This is a genomic window from Mycobacterium sp. ITM-2016-00316, from assembly GCF_002968335.2.
In the GTDB taxonomy this organism is placed as follows: domain Bacteria; phylum Actinomycetota; class Actinomycetes; order Mycobacteriales; family Mycobacteriaceae; genus Mycobacterium.
Window position 1 is genome coordinate 682,387 of the sequence record NZ_CP134398.1, and the last position, 21,686, is coordinate 704,072.

Annotated in this window: 22 protein-coding genes; 16 read left to right on the forward strand and 6 right to left on the reverse strand. The window is 67.6% G+C overall.

Annotation, left to right across the window (positions count from 1 at the left end; translation table 11 throughout):
• Window positions 1-8: 8 nt before the first annotated feature.
• From C6A86_RS03215 to C6A86_RS03235, 5 genes are read left to right on the forward strand one after another with little or no spacing between them, the layout of a single operon-like run.
• Window positions 9-389 (forward strand): VOC family protein, encoded by a 381-nt coding sequence (locus tag C6A86_RS03215; RefSeq protein ID WP_105362978.1) that lies wholly within the window; start codon window positions 9-11, stop codon window positions 387-389.
• 30 nt (window positions 390-419) lie between these two features.
• On the forward strand, window positions 420-932 hold the full coding sequence (locus C6A86_RS03220) for a mycothiol transferase (protein ID WP_396834656.1): 513 nt from the start codon (window positions 420-422) through the stop codon (window positions 930-932).
• Window positions 933-985: 53 nt separating this feature from the next.
• A complete protein-coding gene (locus tag C6A86_RS03225) occupies window positions 986-2,497 on the forward strand; it encodes an aldehyde dehydrogenase family protein (protein WP_105362967.1) in 1,512 nt (503 codons plus the stop codon).
• A gap of 60 nt (window positions 2,498-2,557) precedes the next feature.
• The gene (gene ppk2, locus C6A86_RS03230; RefSeq protein WP_105362966.1) at window positions 2,558-3,415 is read left to right on the forward strand and encodes a polyphosphate kinase 2; all 858 of its coding nucleotides are present in this window, start codon (window positions 2,558-2,560) and stop codon (window positions 3,413-3,415) included.
• Between the two features lie 16 nt (window positions 3,416-3,431).
• Window positions 3,432-4,289, forward strand: coding sequence for a hypothetical protein (locus tag C6A86_RS03235; RefSeq protein ID WP_105362965.1), 858 nt, complete (start codon window positions 3,432-3,434; stop codon window positions 4,287-4,289).
• A 4-nt stretch (window positions 4,290-4,293) separates the two neighbouring features.
• On the opposite strand, the gene C6A86_RS03240 is transcribed toward C6A86_RS03235, so the two are convergent.
• Both C6A86_RS03240 and C6A86_RS03245 read right to left on the reverse strand, forming a co-directional pair.
• The gene (locus tag C6A86_RS03240) at window positions 4,294-5,718 is read right to left on the reverse strand and encodes a wax ester/triacylglycerol synthase family O-acyltransferase (RefSeq protein WP_105362964.1); all 1,425 of its coding nucleotides are present in this window, start codon (window positions 5,716-5,718) and stop codon (window positions 4,294-4,296) included.
• A 27-nt stretch (window positions 5,719-5,745) separates the two neighbouring features.
• Entirely contained in the window at window positions 5,746-5,997 is a 252-nt protein-coding gene (locus tag C6A86_RS03245) for a hypothetical protein (protein ID WP_105362976.1), read from the reverse strand.
• A gap of 75 nt (window positions 5,998-6,072) precedes the next feature.
• On the opposite strand from C6A86_RS03245, the gene C6A86_RS03250 reads away from it, so the two are divergent.
• A complete protein-coding gene (locus C6A86_RS03250; RefSeq protein WP_105362963.1) occupies window positions 6,073-7,125 on the forward strand; it encodes a dihydrodipicolinate reductase in 1,053 nt (350 codons plus the stop codon).
• Between the two features lie 57 nt (window positions 7,126-7,182).
• On the forward strand, window positions 7,183-8,481 hold the full coding sequence (locus tag C6A86_RS03255; RefSeq protein ID WP_105362975.1) for a dicarboxylate/amino acid:cation symporter: 1,299 nt from the start codon (window positions 7,183-7,185) through the stop codon (window positions 8,479-8,481).
• Here the strand turns inward: C6A86_RS03255 and C6A86_RS03260 are convergent.
• Window positions 8,478-10,460 (reverse strand): prolyl oligopeptidase family protein, encoded by a 1,983-nt coding sequence (locus C6A86_RS03260; RefSeq protein ID WP_105362962.1) that lies wholly within the window; start codon window positions 10,458-10,460, stop codon window positions 8,478-8,480. The two genes, C6A86_RS03255 and C6A86_RS03260, sit on opposite strands and share 4 nt — an antisense overlap.
• 34 nt (window positions 10,461-10,494) lie before the next feature.
• On the opposite strand from C6A86_RS03260, the gene C6A86_RS03265 reads away from it, so the two are divergent.
• From C6A86_RS03265 to C6A86_RS03290, 6 genes are all read left to right on the forward strand, one after another.
• Window positions 10,495-10,965, forward strand: coding sequence for a DUF779 domain-containing protein (locus tag C6A86_RS03265; protein WP_105362961.1), 471 nt, complete (start codon window positions 10,495-10,497; stop codon window positions 10,963-10,965).
• 31 nt (window positions 10,966-10,996) lie between these two features.
• Entirely contained in the window at window positions 10,997-12,562 is a 1,566-nt protein-coding gene (locus C6A86_RS03270) for an ABC transporter substrate-binding protein (RefSeq protein ID WP_311101027.1), read from the forward strand.
• Between the two features lie 10 nt (window positions 12,563-12,572).
• Complete coding sequence (locus C6A86_RS03275; protein WP_233212887.1) at window positions 12,573-13,568, forward strand: ABC transporter permease; 996 nt, start codon at window positions 12,573-12,575, stop codon at window positions 13,566-13,568.
• 61 nt (window positions 13,569-13,629) lie between these two features.
• Entirely contained in the window at window positions 13,630-14,439 is an 810-nt protein-coding gene (locus tag C6A86_RS03280) for an ABC transporter permease (protein WP_233212886.1), read from the forward strand.
• On the forward strand, window positions 14,433-15,191 hold the full coding sequence (locus C6A86_RS03285; protein WP_105362009.1) for an ATP-binding cassette domain-containing protein: 759 nt from the start codon (window positions 14,433-14,435) through the stop codon (window positions 15,189-15,191). The genes C6A86_RS03280 and C6A86_RS03285 overlap by 7 nt, the downstream gene beginning before the upstream one ends.
• Window positions 15,188-15,796, forward strand: a complete 609-nt coding sequence (locus C6A86_RS03290) for an ABC transporter ATP-binding protein (RefSeq protein WP_105362008.1) — start codon at window positions 15,188-15,190, stop codon at window positions 15,794-15,796. Before C6A86_RS03285 ends, C6A86_RS03290 begins: the two co-directional genes overlap by 4 nt.
• Here the strand turns inward: C6A86_RS03290 and C6A86_RS03295 are convergent.
• Complete coding sequence (locus tag C6A86_RS03295; RefSeq protein ID WP_105362007.1) at window positions 15,777-16,643, reverse strand: cyclopropane mycolic acid synthase family methyltransferase; 867 nt, start codon at window positions 16,641-16,643, stop codon at window positions 15,777-15,779. The genes C6A86_RS03290 and C6A86_RS03295 overlap by 20 nt on opposite strands.
• Window positions 16,644-16,782: 139 nt before the next feature.
• Here C6A86_RS03295 and lpdA point away from each other — a divergent pair, with 139 nt between their 5' ends.
• The 3 genes from lpdA (at window position 16,783) to C6A86_RS03310 (ending at window position 19,609) form a co-directional block, all read left to right on the forward strand.
• Complete coding sequence (gene lpdA / locus C6A86_RS03300; protein WP_105362006.1) at window positions 16,783-18,177, forward strand: dihydrolipoyl dehydrogenase; 1,395 nt, start codon at window positions 16,783-16,785, stop codon at window positions 18,175-18,177.
• An 11-nt stretch (window positions 18,178-18,188) separates the two neighbouring features.
• The gene (locus C6A86_RS03305) at window positions 18,189-18,464 is read left to right on the forward strand and encodes a hypothetical protein (RefSeq protein WP_396834663.1); all 276 of its coding nucleotides are present in this window, start codon (window positions 18,189-18,191) and stop codon (window positions 18,462-18,464) included.
• 62 nt (window positions 18,465-18,526) lie between these two features.
• Window positions 18,527-19,609: a diguanylate cyclase gene (locus C6A86_RS03310; protein ID WP_105362004.1), complete on the forward strand. Its 1,083-nt coding sequence runs from the start codon at window positions 18,527-18,529 to the stop codon at window positions 19,607-19,609.
• Between the two features lie 14 nt (window positions 19,610-19,623).
• Here C6A86_RS03310 and C6A86_RS03315 read toward each other — a convergent pair whose 3' ends face one another.
• A complete protein-coding gene (locus C6A86_RS03315) occupies window positions 19,624-20,193 on the reverse strand; it encodes a carboxymuconolactone decarboxylase family protein (RefSeq protein ID WP_105362003.1) in 570 nt (189 codons plus the stop codon).
• Complete coding sequence (ramB, locus tag C6A86_RS03320; RefSeq protein WP_105362002.1) at window positions 20,190-21,626, reverse strand: acetate metabolism transcriptional regulator RamB; 1,437 nt, start codon at window positions 21,624-21,626, stop codon at window positions 20,190-20,192. Before ramB ends, C6A86_RS03315 begins: the two co-directional genes overlap by 4 nt.
• Window positions 21,627-21,686 lie beyond the last annotated feature (60 nt).

Sequence of the window (21,686 nt, forward strand, 5' to 3'; positions counted from 1 at the left end):
GTCACGGTGTGATAGATCACTTCGGAATCAACTGTGCGGATTGGGAGAAGTCGAAGGCCTTTTACGACAGGGTCCTCGGCGTGCTGGGGTTCACCCGGCAGATGGATTTCCCGGTCGCCATCGGCTACGGCGTCGACGGCAAACCGGACTTCTGGATCGCGGATATGAGCGCGGGCGAGGCGGCCGGCCCGAACCGTGAGACGCATTTCGCGTTCCACGCCGCGGACACCGACGCGGTGCGGGCGTTCTATGACGCCGCGTTGGAAGTGGGTGCGGAATCCCTGCATGCGCCGCGGCTGTGGCCCGAATATCACCCGGGTTACTTCGGGGCGTTCGTCCGGGACCCGGACGGCAACAACGTGGAGGCGGTCTTTCACGGGGCGGCGTGAGGGCGCGCCCGGGTGGGTACGTTGGCGACTATGAGTGACGCAGCCAGGGAACTGCTTCGGGACGCCTTCACCAGACTCATCGAGCATGTCGAGGAGCTGACCGACGGGCTGTCCGACGAGGTGTCGTGGTGGCAGCCGGTGGCCGGTGCGAACAGCGTTGCCTGGCTGATCTGGCACAGCGCCCGTCAGCACGATATCCAGCTCGCCGATATCGCCGGCACCGAGCAGGTATGGATCCGGGACGGGTGGCGGGAACGCTTCGGGCTGGACCTGCCGGGCAATGACATGGGGTACGGGCACACGCCCGATGAGGTGGCCAAGGTGCGTGCCCCGGCCGACCTGCTTGCCGGCTACTACCGCGCGGTGCACAAAGTGACGTTGGAGTACATCGCGTCGATCGACGACGCCGAGTTGAAGCGCATCGTCGACGACAACTGGGATCCGCCGGTGACGGCGAGCGTGCGGCTGGTCAGCATCGTCGACGACAGCGCACAGCACCTCGGGCAGGCCGCGTACCTCAAGGGCACGCTGGCCTCGACTTGACAGGTGTCAACCCCGGTGCGAGCTACGTCACAGCCCCGGTTTAACATGGCTCCATGACTGCCACAGCAGACCGTTCCGACGTGTCGACCATCCTCAACCCCGCCACCGGCGCGGTGGCCGGCGAGGTGCGCTGGACCAACCCCGCCGATGTACCCCAGATCGCCGCCGGGCTGCGCGAGGCGCAGCGCGAATGGGAGGCCCGCGGCGCCAAGGGCCGCGCCAAGGTGCTCGCCCGCTACGCCGTCTGGCTGGGCGACCACCGCGACGAGATCGAGCGGTTGCTGATCGCCGAAACCGGCAAGTCGGCCACCGACGCGGCCCAAGAGGTGCCGCTGCTGATCATGATCCTGTCCTACTACATCAAGACGGTCGAGAAGGCGATGGCACCGGACAGCCGACCGGCACCGCTGCCGTTCCTGTCCATCAAGAAAATCGCCGTGCACTACCGCCCGCGTGCGGTCGTCGGGATCATCGCGCCGTGGAACTACCCCGTCGCCAACGCGATGATGGACGCCATCGGCGCGCTGGCCGCCGGCGCCGCGGTGCTGCTCAAACCGTCCGAGCGCACCCCGCTGACCGCCGAGGTGTTGCTGCGCGGCTGGCTGGATTCGGGTGCCCCCGAGGTGCTGGCCCTGGCCCAGGGGGCGCGTGAAGTATCCGAGGCCGTCATCGACAACTCCGACTACATCCAGTTCACCGGATCGTCGGCGACCGGTGTGAAGGTGATGGAGCGTGCCGCGCGCCGGCTCACCCCGGTCAGCCTGGAACTCGGTGGCAAAGACCCGATGATCGTGCTCGACGACGCCGATGTGGAACTTGCCGCCAATGCCGCGGTGTGGGGCGCGATGTTCAACGCGGGCCAGACCTGTGTGTCCGTTGAGCGGGTCTACGTAATGGAGCAGGTCTACGACGCGTTCGTCGCCGCGGTGGTGAAGGCGGTGCAGAACCTGAAGGTGGGTTCGGGAGAGGGCTACGACTTCGGCGCCCTGATCGATGAGTCCCAGGTGGCCGTCACCGCCAGGCATGTCGACGATGCCCTGGCCAAGGGTGCCAGAGCGCTGACCGGCGGCAAGCGCTCCGAGGGTGCGGGCAGTTTCTACCCGCCCACGGTCCTCGTCGATGTCGACCACTCGATGGCGTGTATGACCGAGGAGACCTTCGGTCCCACGCTGCCCATCATGAAGGTGTCCTCCGTCGGTGAGGCCGTGCGGCTGGCAAACGACAGCCCGTACGGGCTGAGTGCGGCGGTGTTCTCCAAGGATGTCGAGCGCGCCAAGGACATTGCGCTGCAGCTGGATTGCGGTGCCGTCAACGTCAACGACGTGATTTCCAACCTGATGTGCACCACCGCCCCGATGGGCGGCTGGAAGACCTCCGGGATCGGCGCACGCTTCGGCGGTGTCGACGGTGTGCGCAAGTACTGCCGGCAGGAGACCGTGGTGGTGCCGCGGCTGAGCGTCGGTGCCGGAGGCAACTACTACAACAACTCGCTCAAGGCGCTGGCCCGGATGAACAAGATGATGACCAAAATGGCGCTGTCGCGGCCCAGGCGCGAAGCCAAGTAGACCACCTGCTGTTCACCCGGACGTCACCGTCTCGTACGTCCGGGTGGATAGCTTCGGCCGGTGACCCTGGATCTTTCCCGCTACGCCGTCCGTGACGATGACGACGACGATCCCGAACTGCTGTTGATGCCCGGCGGCGATGTCGTCGATACCTGGCGGGAGAACTACCCGTACGGCGAGCGCATGAAGCGCATCGAGTACGAAGAGCAGAAGCGCCTGCTGCAGATCGAACTGCTCAAGTTGCAGAAGTGGAGCCAGGCCAACGGCCTACGGCACGTCATCGTGTTCGAGGGGCGTGACGCCGCGGGCAAGGGCGGCACCATTAAGCGGTTCATGGAGCATCTCAACCCGCGCGGGGCGCGGGTGGTCGCACTGGAGAAGCCGACCGAGAAGGAACGCACCCAGTGGTACTTCCAGCGGTATGTGGAGCACCTGCCCGCCGCCGGGGAGATCGTGTTGTTCGACCGGTCCTGGTACAACCGGGCCGGCGTCGAACGGGTGATGGGTTACTGCACACCCAAGCAGCACGCCGAGTTCATCCGCCAGGCCCCGCTGTTCGAGCAGATGCTGGTCAACGACGGCATCAGCCTGACCAAGCTGTGGTTCTCGGTGACCCAGAACGAACAGCGCACCCGTTTCACCATCCGTCAGGTCGACCCGGTCCGGCAGTGGAAACTCTCGCCCACCGACCTGGCGTCGCTGGACAAGTGGGACGACTACACCGCGGCCAAGGAAGACATGTTCGCCTGGACCGACACCGAGACCGCGCCGTGGACCGTCGTGAAAAGCAACGACAAGAAACGCGCCCGGATCAACGCGATGCGCCATGTGCTGAGTAAGTTCGACTACGACAACAAGGACTACGAGGTGATCGGCCAGCCCGATCCGATGATCGTGGGCCGCGCGCTTTCGGACTGACACAGAGAGGGGTGCCATGCGTTCGCTGCTGGCGCTCCTGCTCTGGGTGGTGACGACGGCGCTGCTGGCCGTCACCGTGCCCGCGCTGTGGACGCAGCACAACATCGTCAGCGTGGACGGGTACTCGGACCTGGCGGCGGGCGCGGCCAGGAGTCCGGCCCTGCAGCAGCCGATGGCCGCCGAGCTGACCGCCCAGGTCTCTAGTGCCACCGGAGCCTCGGGCGTGCAGGCCACCCTGCTGGGTGCGGCCGCCAACTCCTACACCGGTAGCCCGGTCTTCCCGGGGCAGTTCGCCGCCGTCAACCGGGTGGCGCATCGCTGGCTGTTCACCAACGACGCGCAGGGCCGGTGGGTGGTGGACCTGTCGCCGATGCTGGCCGACAGTTCCATCCGGCAGACGCTGGACGGGTTCGGCGTCCAGGTGCCGACGAGCCTGCAGGTTCCGGTGACCGAGAACGAATCCGGCGGTCTGCGGCCGGGCCAGTTGCGGCCCGTCGCGTTGTGGGGCCCGTGGGTCAGCGTCGGGGTGGCGGTACTTGCCGTCGTATTCGCCCTACTTACCCTCACGGCGTCCCGCAAGCGCGGCAGAATGTTTGCCGCGCTGGGAGTTTCGGCACTGCTGGTCGGTGCGGCCGGCTGGGCCGGTATCGAGATCGGCCGCGGCCACATCGACGATGCGCTGAACCGGACCACCGGCAACATTCACGCCATCGCCGATGTGATGGTCGCCCACGCGATCAACAGCATGCACATGTGGCTGAACCTCACCCTGACCGTCGGCGGCGGCATGGTGATCATCGGGGTGATCGTGTCGCTGCTCAGCGGGCTGGGCGGGTCACGTCAGGAAGAAGTCCCCGTCACCCGCAAGCGCTGACCGGTCAGCGCCGCCCGCGCGGCGGCACCCGTTTCACGTCGCTGACGGCAAGGCCGGCGGCCACCTCCAGGTCGAAGAGCGCGGGTTCGATAAGGTCGGCCATCTTGTGGATGTCCGCCGCCACCTCGGGTGTGGTGATGAAGCCGAAGTCGACCGAACCGCAGTAGCTGAAGCACGTGACGTTGAGCGCCACATCGAAGAGCAGCGGGCCGAGCGGCATCAGGCTCTCGACCTTCGCACCGCCGAGATACAGCGGGAAGTCCGGGCCGGGCACATTGCTGATCACGACGTTCATCGGGGCGATCGAGCTGCCGATCCCACTGGCCGCGTAGGCCCGCGATGCCAGCGCGAGCAGGCCCGGCGGCGTGGTCTCGGTGTAACCCATGATCTGGTTCGCGGTCAGCGCCTTGGCCATCTCCTTGGCGCCCTGGGTGTAGGCGTAGATGGCCTTGATGCGTCGGGCCGGGTCGGCGATATCGCTGGCGAGCACCACGGTCATGGCCGAGACCTGGTTGCCCACACCGTTATCGGATTCCGACCGGGTGGACACCGGCACCTGGGAAACCAGTGACTTCTCCGGCAACTCGTTGCGCTCCTTGAGGTATTCGCGCATGGCGCCGGACACCAGTGCGAGCACGACATCGTTGAGCTTGACCCCGAATGCCTCCTTCACCGCCTTGACCCGCTCCAGCGGCACCCGCGCCCCCGCCACCCTGCGGTGCGGCGAGATCGGGGCGTTGAATCGCACTGTCGGCCCATCGAAATAACGCGGCGGCTTGTTGTCGATCCCGCGCACCGCGATCTGCTGGCGCACCGTCTGCTCGATGAGCCGGGCGATCCGGTAGGGCGTCTTGACGCCGAGGTTGATCAGTCCGTTGATGAACCGAACCTCGGGCCGCGGCAGACCGACGCCGACGAGGGAGCGGTCGACGTCGACGGCGGGTGGGCGCGGTTCGCGGGTCACGTCGAAGAGGATCTCGGTGAGTCCGGCGCCGGAGACGCCGTCGACGACGGCGTGGTGCATCTTGGTGATGATCGCGACGCGGCCATTCTTGAGGCCCTCGATCCACCACAGTTCCCACAGCGGTTTGGACCGGTCGAGTTTGTAGGACATCAGCCGGCCGGCGAGTTCGTCGAACTCCTTGCGGCCGCCGGGCGCCGGGACCGCGATCCGCCGGATGTGAAAGTCGATGTCGAGGTCGTCGTCCTCGACGAACCACGGGCGGTCCATCCCCATCGGCGCACCCGTCACACGCCAGCGCAACTGGGGAAGTTCGGGCAACCGGCTGGCGACGAGTTCGCGGACGCGTTCGAAGCTGAAGTCCGGCGCGTCGGTCGGGTCGCACACCGCACATGCCCCGATGTGCATGTGCCAGCCACCGGTTTCGGCGAACCAGAATGCTGCGTCCACGCTCGATAGCCGGCTCATGGGGGGAGCGTACGCGGGGGGTGATGGCTATCGGTCGTGGTTGCGCATGCGGTGGCGAAGTTTCTGCACCGGCTCGGCGCTGGTGACCGCCGACGTGATCGCCAACGCGATGAGCACATCGGCGGCCGTGATGAACAGGCCGGCCCAGTACATCCATCTGATGGTGGGATCCGGTTGGGCGGCGAAGTAGGTGAACAGGAAAATCGGCCCGACGATCCCGCAGACCAGCGTCATGGCCTGGATGGCGAGATAGCGTTTGAACACCGAGAATCCGGACATCGGCGTCAGCATAACCGCGCTGGCGTTCCCGCGATTGGGCAAATTACCGTCGTGGTTACAGTAGCGTCAGCCAACATGCTGCGCGTCATTCAGTGGGCCACCGGATCGGTCGGCAAGCAGTCGGCTGCCGCCGTACACAGCCATCCTGACCTGGAACTTGTCGGCGCATACGTCTACAGCGCGGGCAAGGCCGGCCGTGATGTCGGTGAGATCTGCGGTATCGGCGATATCGGGGTCAGGGCCACCGACGACCCCGACGAGATCGTCGCGGCCGACGCCGATTGTGTGCTCTACATGCCGCAGGGCGAGATGAACCCGCTTGGCGCCGTCGGCGACATCTGCCGGTTGTTGGCCTCGGGCAAGAACGTGATCTCCACCGCCGTCACCGCACTGATCTACCCCGCTGCCATGGGCCGCCGCGTACTGGCCAGGCTGACCGAAGCCTGCGCCGCAGGCAAGGCTTCCTTTCATGGCACCGGGATCGAACCAGGCTGGGCCGCAGAGGTTCTGCCGCTGACCATGTCCGGGCTCTTCCAGCGCATCGACACGCTGCTGGTGCAGGAACTGCTCGACTACAGCACCTACGACAGCGCCGAGATGATGTTCGATGTCATGGGCTTCGGCCGACGTCCCGACGAACCGGTCCCGATGGCCGACCCGCTGTTGGCCGGGATGACCTTCCGGGCCCCGCTGATGCTGCTCGCCGACGGTCTGGGCGCCACGATCGACGATTTCCTGTTTGACCGGGAGCTCGCCGTGGCGGCCGACCCCTTCGACGTCAAGGCCGGCCGCATCGAGGCGGGAACCGTTTCCGCGCAACGCTTCTCCTACACCGCGGTGGTCAACGGCCGCCGGGCCCTGACCATCGAGCACATCACCCGCCTCGGTGACGATCAGGCGCCGGACTGGCCGACCGGACGGGGCTGGCACGTCACCGTCGAGGGCAACCCGTCGATGGAACTGCGATCGGCCATCGCCGTGCGCGGCGAGGACGAGACCGAGCAGGGCTGTCTGGGCACCGCGATGCACGCGGTGCACGCCATCGCCCCGGTGTGTGCGGCCCCGCCGGGCATCCGCACGTTCCTGGACCTGCCGATCATCGCCGGCCGGGGCGTGCTGGGCGGGTAACGCGCGTGAAATAGCGACGACACCTGGGGGTAGTGCGCCCGAACTACTTTCGTGCCGATGAAGACTCTTTCCAGCCCCGCCGTGCAGATCGGCATCGCGGCCGTCGGAGGTATCGCATTCGGTCTGCTCGTCGGCGAGTGGGCGGCAAATCTGAAGTTCGTCGGGGACATGTTCATCCGGCTCATCCAGATGTCGATCGTGCCGCTGGTGGTGGCCTCGGTCATCGTGGCCACCGCGTCGATGACGGGTGCCGGCACCGGCCGCATCGCCTTCCGCACCTTCAAATGGATGCTCGGCTTCTCCTTCGTGGCGGCGGTGTTGGCGTGGCTGCTGAGCACCTTGATCCAGCCCGGCGCGGGCATGGTCTTCACCCAGGAACTCGATCCCGCCCTGCAGGAGTCCGCGGGGGAGGCGCTGGGCTGGCAGGACACGCTGCTGAACTTCGTCTCGACCAACATCTTCAATGCGATGTCGACCGCCACGATGGTCCCCATCATCGTCTTCTCGCTGCTGTTCGGCATCGCGCTGCGCAGCCACATCAACGCCCGTGGCGATGACTCGGTGCTCGGCTTCATCGATCAGATCCAGCAGATCGTGCTGACCATGATCCGGTTGGTGATGTACATCGCGCCGATCGGCGTCTTCTGCCTGCTCGCTGCCCTCGCCGGTGACGTGGGTTTCTCGGTGGTGACCACGGCGCTGAAGTATCTCGGCACCACGCTGCTCGGGGTGCTCATCCTCTTCGCGCTGTTCGTCCTCGTCGTCACGGTGCGTACCCGGCTCAGCCCGTTGAAGCTGCCGGAGAAGCTCGCCGAACAGACCGCCATCGCCATCACCACGACCAGCTCTGCGGTCACCTTCCCGACCGTGCTGCGCAACGCCGTCGAGAAGGTGGGCGTCAGCCAGAAGGTCGCCAACTTCACCCTGTCCATCGGACTGACGATGGGCTCCTACGGCGCCGTCCTGAACTACATGATCGTGGTGATGTTCCTGGCCCAGGCCGGCGACATCAACCTCAGTTTCGGTCAAATCGCGCTCGGGATGGCGCTGGCGATCCTGCTCAACATGGGCACCATCACCGTCCCCGGCGGCTTTCCGGTCGTCGCGATGTTCCTGGCGACCTCACTGGGGCTGCCGTTCGAAGCCGTCGGCCTGCTGATCGCCGTCGACTGGTTCGCCGGAATCTTTCGCACCTTCCTCAACGTCAACGGGGATACCTTCGTGGCGATGCTGGTCGCCAACGCCGACGACGAGATCGACCGCGATGTGTACAACGGCACCAAGACGGTGACCGCCGAGGAACTCGACCTCGCCGAGTACAGCGACGCCCTGGCGCGCGCGGACCAGGCGGACTAACCGCCGATGGTCCGCCACAGGTAGCGGTAGATCAGCGCCGACCGGAACGCGGCCTGCGAATTGTCCGCCGCGCCACCGTGACCACCCTCGATGTTCTCGTAGTAGCTCACCGGATGCCCGGCCTCCTCGAGGGCCGCGGTCATCTTGCGGGCGTGCCCGGGGTGCACCCGGTCATCGCGGGTCGAGGTGGTGATCAGGATCGGCGGATAGCTGCGGTCGGCCGAAATATTCTGATACGGCGAGTATTTCGAGATGAACTCCCAGTCGTCGGGATCATCGGGGTTGCCGTACTCGGCCACCCACGACGCCCCGGCCAGCAGCAGGTGGAACCGTTTCATGTCCAGCAACGGCACGCTGCACACCAAGGCGCCGAACAGGTCCGGGTAGCGGGTCAGCATGATGCCCATCAGTAGGCCGCCGTTGCTGCCGCCCTGTGCGCCCAGTCGTGCCACCGTGGTCACCCCGCGCGCCACCAGATCCCGTGCCACCGCGGCGAAATCCTCGTCCACCAGGTGGCGTCCCGCGCGCATGGCCTGGGTGTGCCAGCCGGGCCCGTACTCACCGCCGCCGCGGATGTTGGCCAGCACGTAGGTGCCGCCGCGGGCCAGCCACAGCCGGCCCAGCACCCCGTCATATCCCGGTGTCCGCGACACCTCGAACCCGCCGTACCCGCCCAGCAGTGTCGGCCCGGTCGCGCCCGGCCTGCCGACCACGAAGTACGGGATCCGGGTGCCGTCGGCCGACGTCGCGAAATGCTGTGCGACCTCGATACCGGCCGCGTCGAAGAAACCGGGCGCCTGCTTGATCTGGGTGACCGGGCCATCCGGTGTGCCGTGCAGCAGCTGTGAGGGTGTGACGAAACCGCTTGAATCCAGGAAGATCTCGTCGCCGTGCGAGTCGGCGGCGGCGATCACCGTGTTGGTGTTCGGCGGCACCCCGGGCAGCTCGGCGGCCGTCCACGCGCCGGGAGTGAAGATCTGCACCCGGCTGGCGACATCGGCCAGCGTGACCACGACGAGCCTGTCCCGGGTCCACGAGTACTGGTGCAGGCTGGTGCGGGCATCCGGCTCGAACACCACGGTCAGATTCTTTGTGCCCGAGATGAACTCGGCGTAGCTGGCCGCCAGCAGTGAGCCGGCGGCATACCCGTCCCAGTCGGTGCGCAGCTCGATGAGCAGCCAGTCGTGATGCACCGAGACGCTGGCGTCGGTGGGGGCGTCGATGCGCAGCAGTTCCTCGTCACGCAGCTCGTAGATCTCGTCGTTGAAGAAGTCGACCGCACGGCTGATCATGGTCCGCTCGAAACCGGGGGTGCGGTCCACCGAGGCCGCGACGATGACATCGGCCTGCTCCCCGGCGTACACCGTTGTCGCATCGGCCAGGGCGTCCCCGCGGTGCCAGCGCTTGACCAGCCGGGCGTAGCCGGAATCGGTCAGCGAATCCGGGCCGAAGTCGGTGCCGACCAGCACGGTGTTCGCGTCCTCCCAGGTGATCTGGGTCTTGGCTTCGGGTAGTTCGAATCCACCTGTCACGAATTCGCGTGTGCGCATGTCGAATTCCCGCACCACCACCGCGTCGGCCCCGCCGCGGGACAGGCTGATCAGCGCCAGCGCGTGGTCGGGTTCGATGACATCGGCGCCGGCCCACACCCAGTTCTCACCGTCGGCGGCCGCCAGCGCGTCGACATCGATCACCACATCCCAGTCGGGGGTGTCGCTGCGGTAGCTCTCCAGCGTGGTGCGCTGCCACAGGCCGCGCGGGTTGGCCTCGTCGCGCCAGAAGTTGTACAGGTATTCCCCGCGCCGGCGCACGTACGGGATGCGGGCGTCGGTGTCGAGCACCTGCAGCGCCTCGGTGCGCATGGCCTCGAACTCGTCGTCGCCGAGATCGGCCAGGGTCGGTTCATTGTGCCGGCGCACCCAGTCCAGGGCGTCGTCGCCGGTGACGTCTTCGAGCCAGAGGTACGGGTCAGAACTCATGCCTCAATTCTTACCGTGCGCGTAGCCTGGGCACATGACCAGCCGAGCCCTGATCACCGCGGCCGCCGCGGACCTGTTGCGTACGCTGCAGAACCGCCACGGGGCCTTGATGTTTCATCAGTCGGGCGGGTGCTGCGACGGTTCCTCGCCGATGTGTTACCCGGACGGGGACTTCATCGTCGGCGACCGCGACATCCTGCTGGCGGTGCTCGACGTCGGCGACGGTGTGCCGGTCTGGATCTCCGGCCCGCAGTTCGACGCCTGGAAGCACACCCAGCTGGTCATCGACGTCGTGCCGGGCCGCGGCGGTGGGTTCAGCCTGGAGTCCCCGGAGGGCATGCGATTCCTGAGTCGTGGCCGGGTGTTCACCGATGAGGAGACCGCCGGATTGGCCGCCCCGATCACCGGGGCGCAGTACGAGGCCGGCGCTCGGCCCGAGCACGAGGGCACCCGCATCGTGGCCGAGGCACACGAGGCCTGCCCGGTGCCGCAACGTTTGGGCTGAACATATTCACTTCATGTGTTCAGATAGACACATGAGGACCCCGGCCGCCGCGTTGGCCGTCGTGCTGCTGGCGGGCTGCGCCGCGCCGTCCGATGGCGCCGACCCCGACCAGATCGTGCTCTCGGACGGATTCGAGCTCGGTGGCTACAACCCGGTCAACGGCTACGCGGAGTCCGGTGTGTCCCCGATCTATGACGGGCTGTACCGGCCGGCCGCGACCACCGATACGTCGCTGCCCGAGCTCGTTCCGGCACTGGCAGCCCAACCCCCGCAACCGGCCGGCCCCAACACCTGGCGGCTGCCGCTGCGTTCCGGGGTCAGGTTCTCCGACGGCAGCACACTCGACTCGGCCGATATCGTGGCCACCTACGCCGCGGTGCGCGATCCGGCGGTCGCCTCCGAGATCGCCACCTCCATCGCGCCGATCGTGCGGGTCGGCGCCGATGGTCCCGATGCCGTCACCGTCGAATTGAACACCGCCGCCGACCCCCGGCCCTACCTACTGCTGGGCATCCTGCCGTCGGAGAAGGTCGAGGCCGCCCCGGCGGCCGACTGGGCGGTGAACACCGAGCCGGTGGGCACCGGTCCGTACCGGCTGGAAAGCCTGCGCCCGGATCAGGCCGTCATGGTCGCCCGCGACGACTACTGGGGTGAGCCCGCCCGGATCAAGCGCGTCGTCTACACCTACACACCCGACGACAACGCCCGCGCGCAGGCGATGGTCGCCGGGTCGGCGGACGGCACCAGCCTGCCGCCGCGGCTCATCGGCTCCATCGCGCGCGACGGCATCCAGACCGTCGGCGTCGCATCGGCGGACTGGCGCGGGGTGTCGCTGCCCGCAGGCAACCCGTTCACCGCGGACCCGAAGGTACGGCTGGCGATGAACATCGGGGTGGACCGCGAGGCGCTGGTCCGCGACGTCCTCGTCGGCTACGGCCGGGCGGCCAGCACGCCCGTGGCTGCCGTCTACGGCGACGCCCACAACCCGGCCGCGGAGTACCGATTCGACCGGGAGCGCGCCACGGCGCTGCTCGAGGAGGCCGGCTGGCGCGCCGCAGGTGATCAGATCCGCGAAAAAGACGGCGTCCGAGCGTCATTCGAACTGTTGTACAACGCCCAGGACACCCTGCGGCGCGATATCTCGGTCGCCTTCGCCGCGGCGATGACACCGCTCGGCATCGATATCCGGCCGCGTGGCAGCAGCTGGGATGAGATCGACACCCGCTTCGTCGATGCCGCGGTGCTGCTCGGTGGCGGCGCGACGCCCTACAGCATCGACTCGCAGGTCTATGACGCCCTGCACACCCGGGTGCCGGACTCATCCCCGTACTCGAACCCCGGCGACTTCACCGCGCCCGGGCTCGACGCGCTGCTGGAGCAGGCGAGCGCATCGGCGTCCGGGTCGGCCAAAGACGAGCTGTACCGCCGGATTCAGGCCACCTACGCGGCCGAGCCGTCCCAGGTGTTCCTGGTGTTCCTCGACCACGCGTACGGCTACCGGGAGCTGGGCTGGCAGCAGAGCGCACCCATCCTGGAGCCGCATTCGCACGGTGTCGGCTGGGGCCCGTGGTGGGATCTCGCCGCCTGGAAGCGATGACGTGGAAGCGGTGAGACTCCCCTGGGCGCTGCGCTCCAGCCCGCCGCTGAAACTGCTCGGGATCCGCGCCGCCGTCGCGGTCCCGCTGACCCTGGCGATCTCGGCGGCCATGTTCTGGGTCGCCTCGTTGTCACCGTTCGATCCGCTGGCCGCCTACCTCGGCTCCAACTACCAGTTCGCCACCGAGTCCCAGCGCGCGGCGATGCGGGCCGCCTACGAGACCGATATGCCGTGGTGGCGGGCGTGGTGGCAGTGGATGGGCGGGCTGGTGCACGGTGACCTCGGCTGGTCGTCCACCCAATCCCAGCCGGTGGCCACCGTGCTGGCCGAACGAATGCCGTTCACGCTGCTGCTCTCGGGTGCCGCGTTGTTGACCGCCGCGGTGGTGGCGATCGTGGCGGGCGCCGTCGCCGGGATGCGCAATGGCGGGGTCATAGACCGGCTCTGCACCGGCGTCGCGGTGGTGTTCGCCGCGGTGCCGCCCTTCGTGGTGTCCCTGGGGTTGGTGCTGGTGGTCGCGGTCGGACTGCGCTGGTTGCCGGCATCCGGTGCGGTGGCGCCGGGAGCGGACTACACGGTCGCCGGTGTGCTGCGGCACGCCGTCCTGCCGTGGATCGCGCTGACCATCTCCCAGATTCCGTGGCTGCTGCTCACCACCCGCGCCGCGGTGGTGGCAAGCACCCAGTCCGACGCCGTGCGCGGGGCGCGGGCCCGCGGTGTGCACGGTGGCGCGCTGCTGCGCGGCCATGTTGCGCCGGTGTCGGTGCTCCCCACGTTCGCGCTGCTGGGCACCCGGCTGCCCGAGCTGATCGCCGGCGCGGCGATCGTCGAGACCGTATTCGGCTGGCCCGGTATGGCTGCGGTACTGGTGGAATCTGCTGCGGCCCTGGACTTTCCGCTTCTTGCCGCGCTGACCGTCGGGGCTGCGCTCGCGGTGCTCGCCGGTTCGGCGCTGTCGGATGCCGCGGCGGTGGCGATCGACCCGAGGGTGAGGATCGCGGCATGAGCGAAGCTTGCGAGCGAATCGATGGATGGGCATGCGAGACCCGAGCTTGCGAGGTGGTCGCATGAGCGAAGCGTGCATGAGGTGGCCATGGATCGTGCTTGCGGTGATCGCCGCGGCCGCCGTCGGCATCCCGCTGGTGGCGGGGGAGCAGGTCGCCGATTTCGCGGCGGCGCTGCGGCCACCGGGCGCCGGGCATCTGGCGGGGACCGACCATTCCGGATACGACCTGCTGGTCCGCACCGCCGAGGGCCTGCGCGTGTCGCTCCTGATCGCCGCGGTGTGCGCCGTGGCGGCCACCGTGCTGGGCCTGGTCATCGGGGTGGCCGCCGCGCTGGCCGGCGGCTGGGTCGACGCCGTGGTGATGCGGCTGGTCGACGGGTTCAACGCGCTGCCGCACCTGGTGGTCGGCATCGTGATCGCGGCCATGTGGCGGGGTGCGCCGCTGGCCATCATCGCCTCGATCGCGCTGACGCACTGGCCCGCGGTGGCCCGGGTGGTCCGCGCCGAGCTGCTGGCGGTCACCGACTCGGGCTGGATCCAGACCTCCCGGCTGGCCGGCGCTTCCCGCTGGTTCATCGCCCGCGGCCATCTGCTGCCCGCGGTCACCGGCCAGGCGCTGGTCGCCATGGTCATGGTGCTGCCGCACGCGGTGTGGCACGAATCCACCCTGTCCTTCCTCGGGGTCGGGCTCTCCCCGGACCGGGCCAGCCTCGGCACATTGCTCAGCGACGCCCGCGGCGATGTGCTGACCGGCGCATGGTGGACGCTCGTCGTCCCCGCGTCGGCACTCGTCGTGACCGCACTCGCCTTCGCGGCGGTCGGCGCCCTGGTACGTGAGCGGCACCGTCCACCGGTGGGCCAGGTCTGGTGACCGGGCTCGAAGGCTTGACCGTGGACATCGCGGTCCGGCGACGCGGCACGGAAACCGTGCGGGTGCTCGACGGGGTGGATCTGGATGTGCCCGCCGGTCGGGTCACCGCGCTGGTCGGTGAATCGGGCTGCGGCAAGTCGCTGGTGGCCTCCGCGCTGAGCGGACTGATGCCGCCCGGCTCGCGAGTGTCGGGACGAATAGTGCTCGGCGACAGGGAAATCCGTCACGATGATGAGCGGGCATGGCGGCTGCTTCGGGGTGCTCACGTGGGGGTGGTGCCGCAGTCGGCGGCCACCTCGTTCACCCCGGTGCGCACCGTCGGCGCCCAGCTCGACGAGGTCTGTGCCCGGCTGGGTGCCGACCGGACACCCGCGCAGCTGTGCGCGGCCGTCGCACTTCCCGTCGACGCGCTGCGCCGCTACCCGCACGAACTGTCCGGCGGCATGGCCCAGCGTGCGGCCATCGCCGCCGCGATCGCGGGACGCCCTGGCCTGCTCCTGGCCGATGAGCCGACCTCGGCGCTGGACCCGGAGAACGCGGCGGTCGTCTGGGCACTATTGGGTGCGGCGGCCGCCGCGGGTGCCGCGGTGCTGGCGATCACCCATGACGTGCCGTCCCTGCTGCGCGCCGCCGTCTGCTCCGATATCGCGGTGATGGCCCACGGTGCTGTGCGCAGGCAACTGCCGCTCGATGCGGCGCTGGCCCTCGACGATCCCCACACGCGGGCCCTGCTGCGGACGGTGCCGGCGTGAGCCTGCGGGCAGCGGGAGTGACCGTGTCCTTCGGTGGCACAACCGTGCTCGACACGATCGACCTGGATGCGCCCGCCGCGTCGATCACCGGGATCACCGGCCCATCGGGCAGCGGCAAGACCACTCTGCTGCGGGTGCTGGCCGGCCTGCAGACCCCGGACCGCGGCACGGTGCGCTACGGGGTAGCGGCCGTGGCGCCCCCGGGGTCCATCGCGCTGCTGGCCCAGCATCCCCGCCTGGTCTGCAACCCGCGCTGGACGCTGCGGCGGATCATCGGCGAACCCGCCGCGATCCGCGGTGAACCCGACACCGTGGATGAGCTCGCCGAGCGGGTCGGCCTGGATTCTGGCCTGCTGCAACGGTATCCGGGTCAGGTCAGTGACGGGCAGTTGCAGCGGGCCTGCCTGGGCCGGGTGCTCGGCCAATCCGCGGGCACGGTGCTGTGCGACGAACCCACCGCGATGCTGGACCCCATCGCGTCGGCGTCGGTGCGGGGATTACTGCGGGAGATCTCGGCCGCCGGCGCCGTCGTCGTCGTGGTCAGTCACGACCCCGAGCTGATCGCGGCGCTCGCCGACCGGCAGCTCAGCCTTTCGCCAGGGTGAACTGCACGACGTCGGTCTGGCGCGCACGGAACAGCTTCGCGCATCCGGTGAGGTACTTCATGTAGCGCTCGTAGACCTCTTCGGACTGGATCGCGATCGCCTCGTCCTTGTGCTCCTGCAGCTTCTCGGCCCAGATGTCGAGGGTCTTGGCGTAGTGCAGCTGCAGGGACTGTTCACGGGTCAAGGTGAAATTGCCCTCCGCGGCCTTCTCCTTGACCATCTCGACCGACGGCAACCGGCCGCCCGGGAAGATCTCGGTGATGATGAATTTCACGAACCGGGCCAGCTCGAAGGTCACCGGGATGCCGGCCTCCTTGGCCTTCGCGGGATTGAACGCACAGATGGTGTGCAGCAGCATCACCCCGTCGTCGGGCAGCGCGTCATGGGCCATCCGGAAGAAATCCGGGTAACGGTCGAAACCGAAATGCTCGAAGGCACCGATGGAGACGATCCGGTCGACCGGCTCGCTGAACTGCTCCCAGCCCTGCAGCAGCACCCGCCGGTCCCGCGAGCTGTCCATCGCATCGAAGCTGCGCTGCACGTGGGAGGCCTGGTTCTTCGACAACGTCAGGCCGACGACGTTGACGTCGTACTTCTCCACCGCGCGCCGCATGGTGGCACCCCAGCCGCAGCCGACGTCGAGCAGCGTCATCCCCGGCTGCAGCCCCAGCTTGCCCAGCGCGAGGTCGATCTTGGCCAGCTGAGCCTCTTCCAGCGTCATATCGTCACGCTCGAAGTAGGCGCAGCTGTAGGTCTGCGTCGGGTCGAGGAACAGCTGGAAGAATTCGTCGGACAGGTCGTAGTGGGCCTGGACATCCTCGAAGTGCGGCGTCAATTTGTTCGGCATTGCGGTTCCCCCTCTTGGTCGCACTGCGACACATCTCAAGGCATTCGACACCATCAATGTTTCGGATTGGTGAGCAGGCCCGTGTCGGGTTACCCAGAGGGGTCCGCGACCAAACGCGCGCCCCGATAGGGTGGTACCCGTGACCCATTATGACGTCGTCGTACTCGGAGCCGGCCCCGGCGGATATGTGGCGGCCATCCGCGCTGCCCAACTCGGTCTGAACACCGCGATCGTCGAACCCAAATACTGGGGCGGCGTCTGCCTGAACGTCGGGTGCATCCCGTCCAAGGCGCTGCTGCGCAACGCCGAGCTCGCCCACATCTTCCACAAGGAAGCCAAGACCTTCGGCATCAGCGGGGAGGCCACCTTCGATTTCGGTGCCGCCTTCGACCGCAGCCGCAAGGTCGCCGACGGCCGCGTCGCCGGCGTGCACTTCCTGATGAAGAAGAACAAGATCACCGAGATCCACGGCTACGGCAAGTTCACCGACGCCAACACCATCGAGGTCGACCTCAACGAGGGCGGCACCGAGTCGTTGACCTTCGACAACGCGATCATCGCGACCGGGTCGTCCACCCGCCTGGTGCCCGGCACGTCGCTGTCCGAGAACGTCGTCACCTATGAGAAGCAGATCATGTCGCGGGACCTGCCCGGGTCGATCATCATCGCCGGCGCCGGAGCCATCGGCATGGAGTTCGCCTACGTGCTGAAGAACTACGGCGTCGAGGTCACCATCGTCGAGTTCCTGCCGCGCGCGCTGCCCAACGAGGACGCCGAGGTCTCCAAGGAGATCGAGAAGCAGTACAAGAAGCTGGGCGTGAAGATCCTCACCGGCACCAAGGTCGAGACCATCGAGGACGACGGGTCCACGGTCACGGTCACGGTGTCCAAGGACGGCAAGTCCGAGGAGCTCAAGGCCGACAAGGTCATGCAGGCCATCGGTTTTGCGCCCAATATCGAGGGCTTCGGGCTGGAGCACACCGGGGTGGCGCTCACCGAGCGCAAGGCCATCGACATCGATGACCACATGCGTACCAACGTGCCGCACATCTATGCCATCGGCGATGTGACCAGCAAGCTGCAGCTCGCCCATGTGGCCGAGGCGATGGGCGTGGTGGCCGCCGAGACGATCGCCGGCGCCGAGACACTGACCCTGGGTGACTACCGGATGATGCCGCGCGCCACCTTCTGCCAGCCGCAGGTCGCCAGCTTCGGTCTCACCGAGGAGCAGGCCAAGGAAGAGGGCTACGACGTCAAGGTCGCCAAGTTCCCGTTCACGGCCAACGGCAAGGCTCACGGATTGGCCGACCCCGTCGGCTTCGTCAAGCTGATCGCCGACACCAAGTACGGCGAGCTGCTGGGCGGGCACCTGATCGGGCCCGACGTCTCCGAGCTGCTGCCCGAGCTGACGCTGGCCCAGAAGTGGGATCTGACCGTCAACGAGCTCACCCGCAATGTGCACACTCACCCGACCCTGTCCGAGGCGCTGCAGGAAGCCATTCACGGCCTGGCCGGCCACATGATCAACTTCTGACGGGGTCCGCCGTGCCGAGCAGGGCAGTGATCGTCGCCGCCATCGGCGGCCTGGTGATCGGGCACATGTTGTGGTTGCTCGCCATCACGCTCGCGATCAACACCAGCGAGGTGAGCTTCTGGGTGCTCATCGCCTCGGCGGTGATCACGGTGCTGTCCGCGATCGTCGCCTGGCTGGGCTGGCGCGCGTATCAGCGCAAGGATCAGGCGTGGACGGCGTTCCTGTGGTCGGTGCCGGTGGCCCCGATGTTGCTGACGCTCGTGGTGCTGGCTGTCACGTACTTGTAAGCCGCGCGCCTCCAGCTGTGCGTTTCCCGACTTAGCTGTGGTGCTTTTGCCAGAATCGCGCTATGGGCGACGGCGGACGCAGCGAATTGCTCCGCCAGTGGTGGGGCCAGCGCGACGACTACACGTGGCGGATCGAGTTCCTGCGCAGCCGCGGGCTACTACCGGTCCTGCGGAACCTGATCGCCGGTATCGGTGTGGTCATGGGCGTCCTCGCGGCGATCAATGCGTTTCTGCCGCCCGGTCAGGACAGCACCCTCATCCGGGCCGGCTGGGCGGTAGTCTCCCTCGGGTCGCTGGCGTGGTCGGCGCGCTGGGCGCTGCGGCCATGGCCGACCGCGCGCGCGTCGGCGTTCCTGGTCGCCTATGTCGACGTCATCATGACGCTGTCGGTGCTGTTGTTCGGCGATCCCACCGTGGCGATGTCGGGGGTCCCGATCTTGTTGTGCGCCGGCGGCTATGTGGTGTTCTTCCACGGTCCGCGAGTGCATCTGGCCCATATCGCGTGGTGCACGCTCGTCGTGATCGGCATCGCGGTGTGGCTGGTGTTGAGCACTTCCGACCATGGCCTGCAGGTGGCGGTGTCGCGAGCGGTGATCGCCCTGCTCGTCACCGTGTGCATCCTGCCTGCGCTGCAGTTCGGGTTCTGGCTGCTGCAGGGCAGTTCGATGCAATCGCTGACCGACCCGCTGACGGAGTTGACCAATCGTCGGGGCCTGCCGGTCTCGATGAAACGGCTCAATGAGGGTGCACCTGCGGATGCGCACCTGTGCGCGCTGCTGATCGACGTCGACGGCTTCAAGGACGTCAACGACACCTACGGACACGGGGTGGGTGACGACGTGCTGATCCGCACGGCGCGGCGGATCCGTGCGAGCGTGCGTCGCGATGCCGTCGTCGTGCGTTGGGGCGGCGAGGAATTCCTGGTGGTTGACCTGATCCAGGCAGCTCAAGCCGTCCTGATTGCCGAGCGGATTCGCTCGGCAATCTCCGCGCCCGCTCAACCGGCCGTCACGGTGAGCATCGGCTTGGCCACCGGCGCCCGGACCGTTGCGGGTCTCGGCGACGCGATCGCCGCTGCCGATTCGGCGATGTATGAGGCCAAGTCCTCCGGCGGTGACTGTGTCGTCATCACCGATGTGTGCTGACGCGGGCCGGGCCTCTAGTCCGGGAAGTCCAGCGGGATACGCAACGTAGCCATGGTGGCGGCGAGTGCATCGTATTGTCCAGCGAGGGTGCAGAATTCGATGATCTGCGCGCGGTTGTAGAGCTTGGACAGCGCCGTCCACGTCTCGGCCGACATGGACCGCGTGATGACGAACTCGTCGGTCGCGGTGATGAGCACCCGCTGATGCGGCGCCAGACCCGGCGCGTCGGGGCCCTCGAAGATGGCGGCCTGGACCTCCGCGTCCAGTCCGCGACTGCGGGCCAGTCGGCGGTGCTGCTGCAGTTCGTATTCGCTGTTGCGCAGGTGACCGACCCGCAGGATCACCAGTTCGGCATCCTTGCGGTCCAGCTTGCCGGCGTAGAGCAGGTAACCGGAGAGCGGCAGCCAGGCCAGGAACATGAGCCGGTGCTGACCCAGGACGTTCATCAGGTGGAATTTCGGGGCCCGGATCCGGCGGGCGCCGGCCTTGGCGATGACCCAGTTGAGTGGGCCGAGTTCGCGCAACCCGCCGGGCGGGATGCGGGCGGGGGAGTCCCCGGCGGGGGCTACTTCGGAATCGGTCATGTCGTCTGCTTCGTCAGATATGGGGACACCGTGCTGCGGTGTTCATCGAGGTCGAGGGCCTTGCCGAGGGCCGGGAAGGCGCGCTGCGGGCAGTTGTCCCGTTCACACACCCGGCAGCCGGCACCGATCGGTGTTGCGGTCGTAGCGTTTGGGCCACCGGACAGATCCAGCCCTTCCGAGTAGACCAGCCGGTGCGCATGTCGGAGCTCACAGCCCAGGCCGATCGCGAACGTCTTACCCGGCTGACCATAGCGCGACGCGCGGCGCTCGACGGTGCGCGCCACCCACATGTAGTCGCGGCCGTCGGGCATCTGGGCAATCTGGACCAGGATCTTGCCGGGGTTGGCGAACGTCTCGTAGACGTTCCACAGCGGGCAGGTACCGCCGGAGGAGGAGAAGTGAAAGCCGGTGGCGGACTGGCGTTTGGACATGTTGCCGGCCCGGTCCACCCGCACGAAGGACAGCGGCACCCCGCGCATGGACGGGCGCTGCAGGGTGGACAGCCGGTGCGCGATGGTCTCGTAGGACACCGCGTAGAACGCGGAGAGCCGCTCGACGTCGTAGCGGAAGTTCTCGGCCACTTCGTGGAACTGCCGGTAGGGCAGCACGGTGGCCGCGGCGACGTAGTTGGCCAGACCCAGCCGGGCCAGCGTGCGTGACTCGTCGCTGGTGAATTTGCCCTCGTCGACCAGTGTGTCGATCAGGTCCCCGAATTCCAGGTAGCCCAGTTCGGCGGCCAGCTTGAAGACGTATTGACCGCTGGCCAGATGCCCGCCGATCTCCAGCGTGCGGGTCGCGGGGTCGAAGCGGTGCAGCACCGGGTCGCCGAGGTCGGTGCGCCGCACGATACGTACGCCGTGCACCCGGGTCAGCCGATCGGACAGTTCGCGGGTGAGTTCGGCACGGTGCATGCGCATCGCGATGGTGAGATCTTCGGCGGCGGTGTCGAGCTCGTGCAGATAGTTCTGCCGTTGGTAGAAGTAGTCGCGCACCTCCTCGTGCGGCATGGTGATGGTTCCGGAACCCGCGCCGGACCCGGAGCTGAAACGGCCCTCTGAGAGGGCGGCCAGTTGGGTGCTGGTCAGCCGGTAGCGCTGGTGCAGGCTGACCATCGCCCGTGCGATCGCCGGGTGGGTGGCGACGATATCGGCGAGCTCGGCCGGGTCGATGGCGATGTCGAGGTCGCGGTCCAAGGTCACCTCGCGCAGCTCGGCCACCAGCCGGGTGTCGTCCTGGGAGGCGAAGAAGGTCGCGTCCACTCCGAAGACCTCGGTGATGCGCAGCAGCACGGCGACGGTCAGCGGGCGGACGTCGTGTTCGATCTGGTTGAGGTAGCTCGGGGAGATGTCCAGCATCTGCGCCAGCGCAGCCTGGCTGAAGCCACGCTCCCGGCGGAGTTGGCGTACCCGCGAGCCGACGTAGGTCTTGGACACCCCAAACAGCCTAGTCAAGGCTGCAAAGGTTGGCTTTGCATTCTTCGCAGACCATATTGG

What these genes read in the sequence shown, in the direction of transcription:
- C6A86_RS03220 (WP_396834656.1), top strand. Translation starts at nt 420, where the DNA reads ATGAGTGACGCAGCCAGGGAACTGCTTCGGGACGCCTTCACCAGACTC.
- C6A86_RS03270 (WP_311101027.1), top strand. Translation starts at nt 10,997, where the DNA reads ATGAGGACCCCGGCCGCCGCGTTGGCCGTCGTGCTGCTGGCGGGCTGC.
- C6A86_RS03225 (WP_105362967.1), top strand. Translation starts at nt 986, where the DNA reads ATGACTGCCACAGCAGACCGTTCCGACGTGTCGACCATCCTCAACCCC.
- C6A86_RS03240 (WP_105362964.1), bottom strand. Translation starts at nt 5,718, where the DNA reads ATGAGCCGGCTATCGAGCGTGGACGCAGCATTCTGGTTCGCCGAAACC.
- C6A86_RS03265 (WP_105362961.1), top strand. Translation starts at nt 10,495, where the DNA reads ATGACCAGCCGAGCCCTGATCACCGCGGCCGCCGCGGACCTGTTGCGT.
- C6A86_RS03260 (WP_105362962.1), bottom strand. Translation starts at nt 10,460, where the DNA reads ATGAGTTCTGACCCGTACCTCTGGCTCGAAGACGTCACCGGCGACGAC.
- C6A86_RS03245 (WP_105362976.1), bottom strand. Translation starts at nt 5,997, where the DNA reads ATGTCCGGATTCTCGGTGTTCAAACGCTATCTCGCCATCCAGGCCATG.
- C6A86_RS03280 (WP_233212886.1), top strand. Translation starts at nt 13,630, where the DNA reads ATGAGCGAAGCGTGCATGAGGTGGCCATGGATCGTGCTTGCGGTGATC.
- C6A86_RS03235 (WP_105362965.1), top strand. Translation starts at nt 3,432, where the DNA reads ATGCGTTCGCTGCTGGCGCTCCTGCTCTGGGTGGTGACGACGGCGCTG.
- C6A86_RS03315 (WP_105362003.1), bottom strand. Translation starts at nt 20,193, where the DNA reads ATGACCGATTCCGAAGTAGCCCCCGCCGGGGACTCCCCCGCCCGCATC.
- C6A86_RS03255 (WP_105362975.1), top strand. Translation starts at nt 7,183, where the DNA reads ATGAAGACTCTTTCCAGCCCCGCCGTGCAGATCGGCATCGCGGCCGTC.
- C6A86_RS03250 (WP_105362963.1), top strand. Translation starts at nt 6,073, where the DNA reads ATGCTGCGCGTCATTCAGTGGGCCACCGGATCGGTCGGCAAGCAGTCG.
- C6A86_RS03295 (WP_105362007.1), bottom strand. Translation starts at nt 16,643, where the DNA reads ATGCCGAACAAATTGACGCCGCACTTCGAGGATGTCCAGGCCCACTAC.
- C6A86_RS03310 (WP_105362004.1), top strand. Translation starts at nt 18,527, where the DNA reads ATGGGCGACGGCGGACGCAGCGAATTGCTCCGCCAGTGGTGGGGCCAG.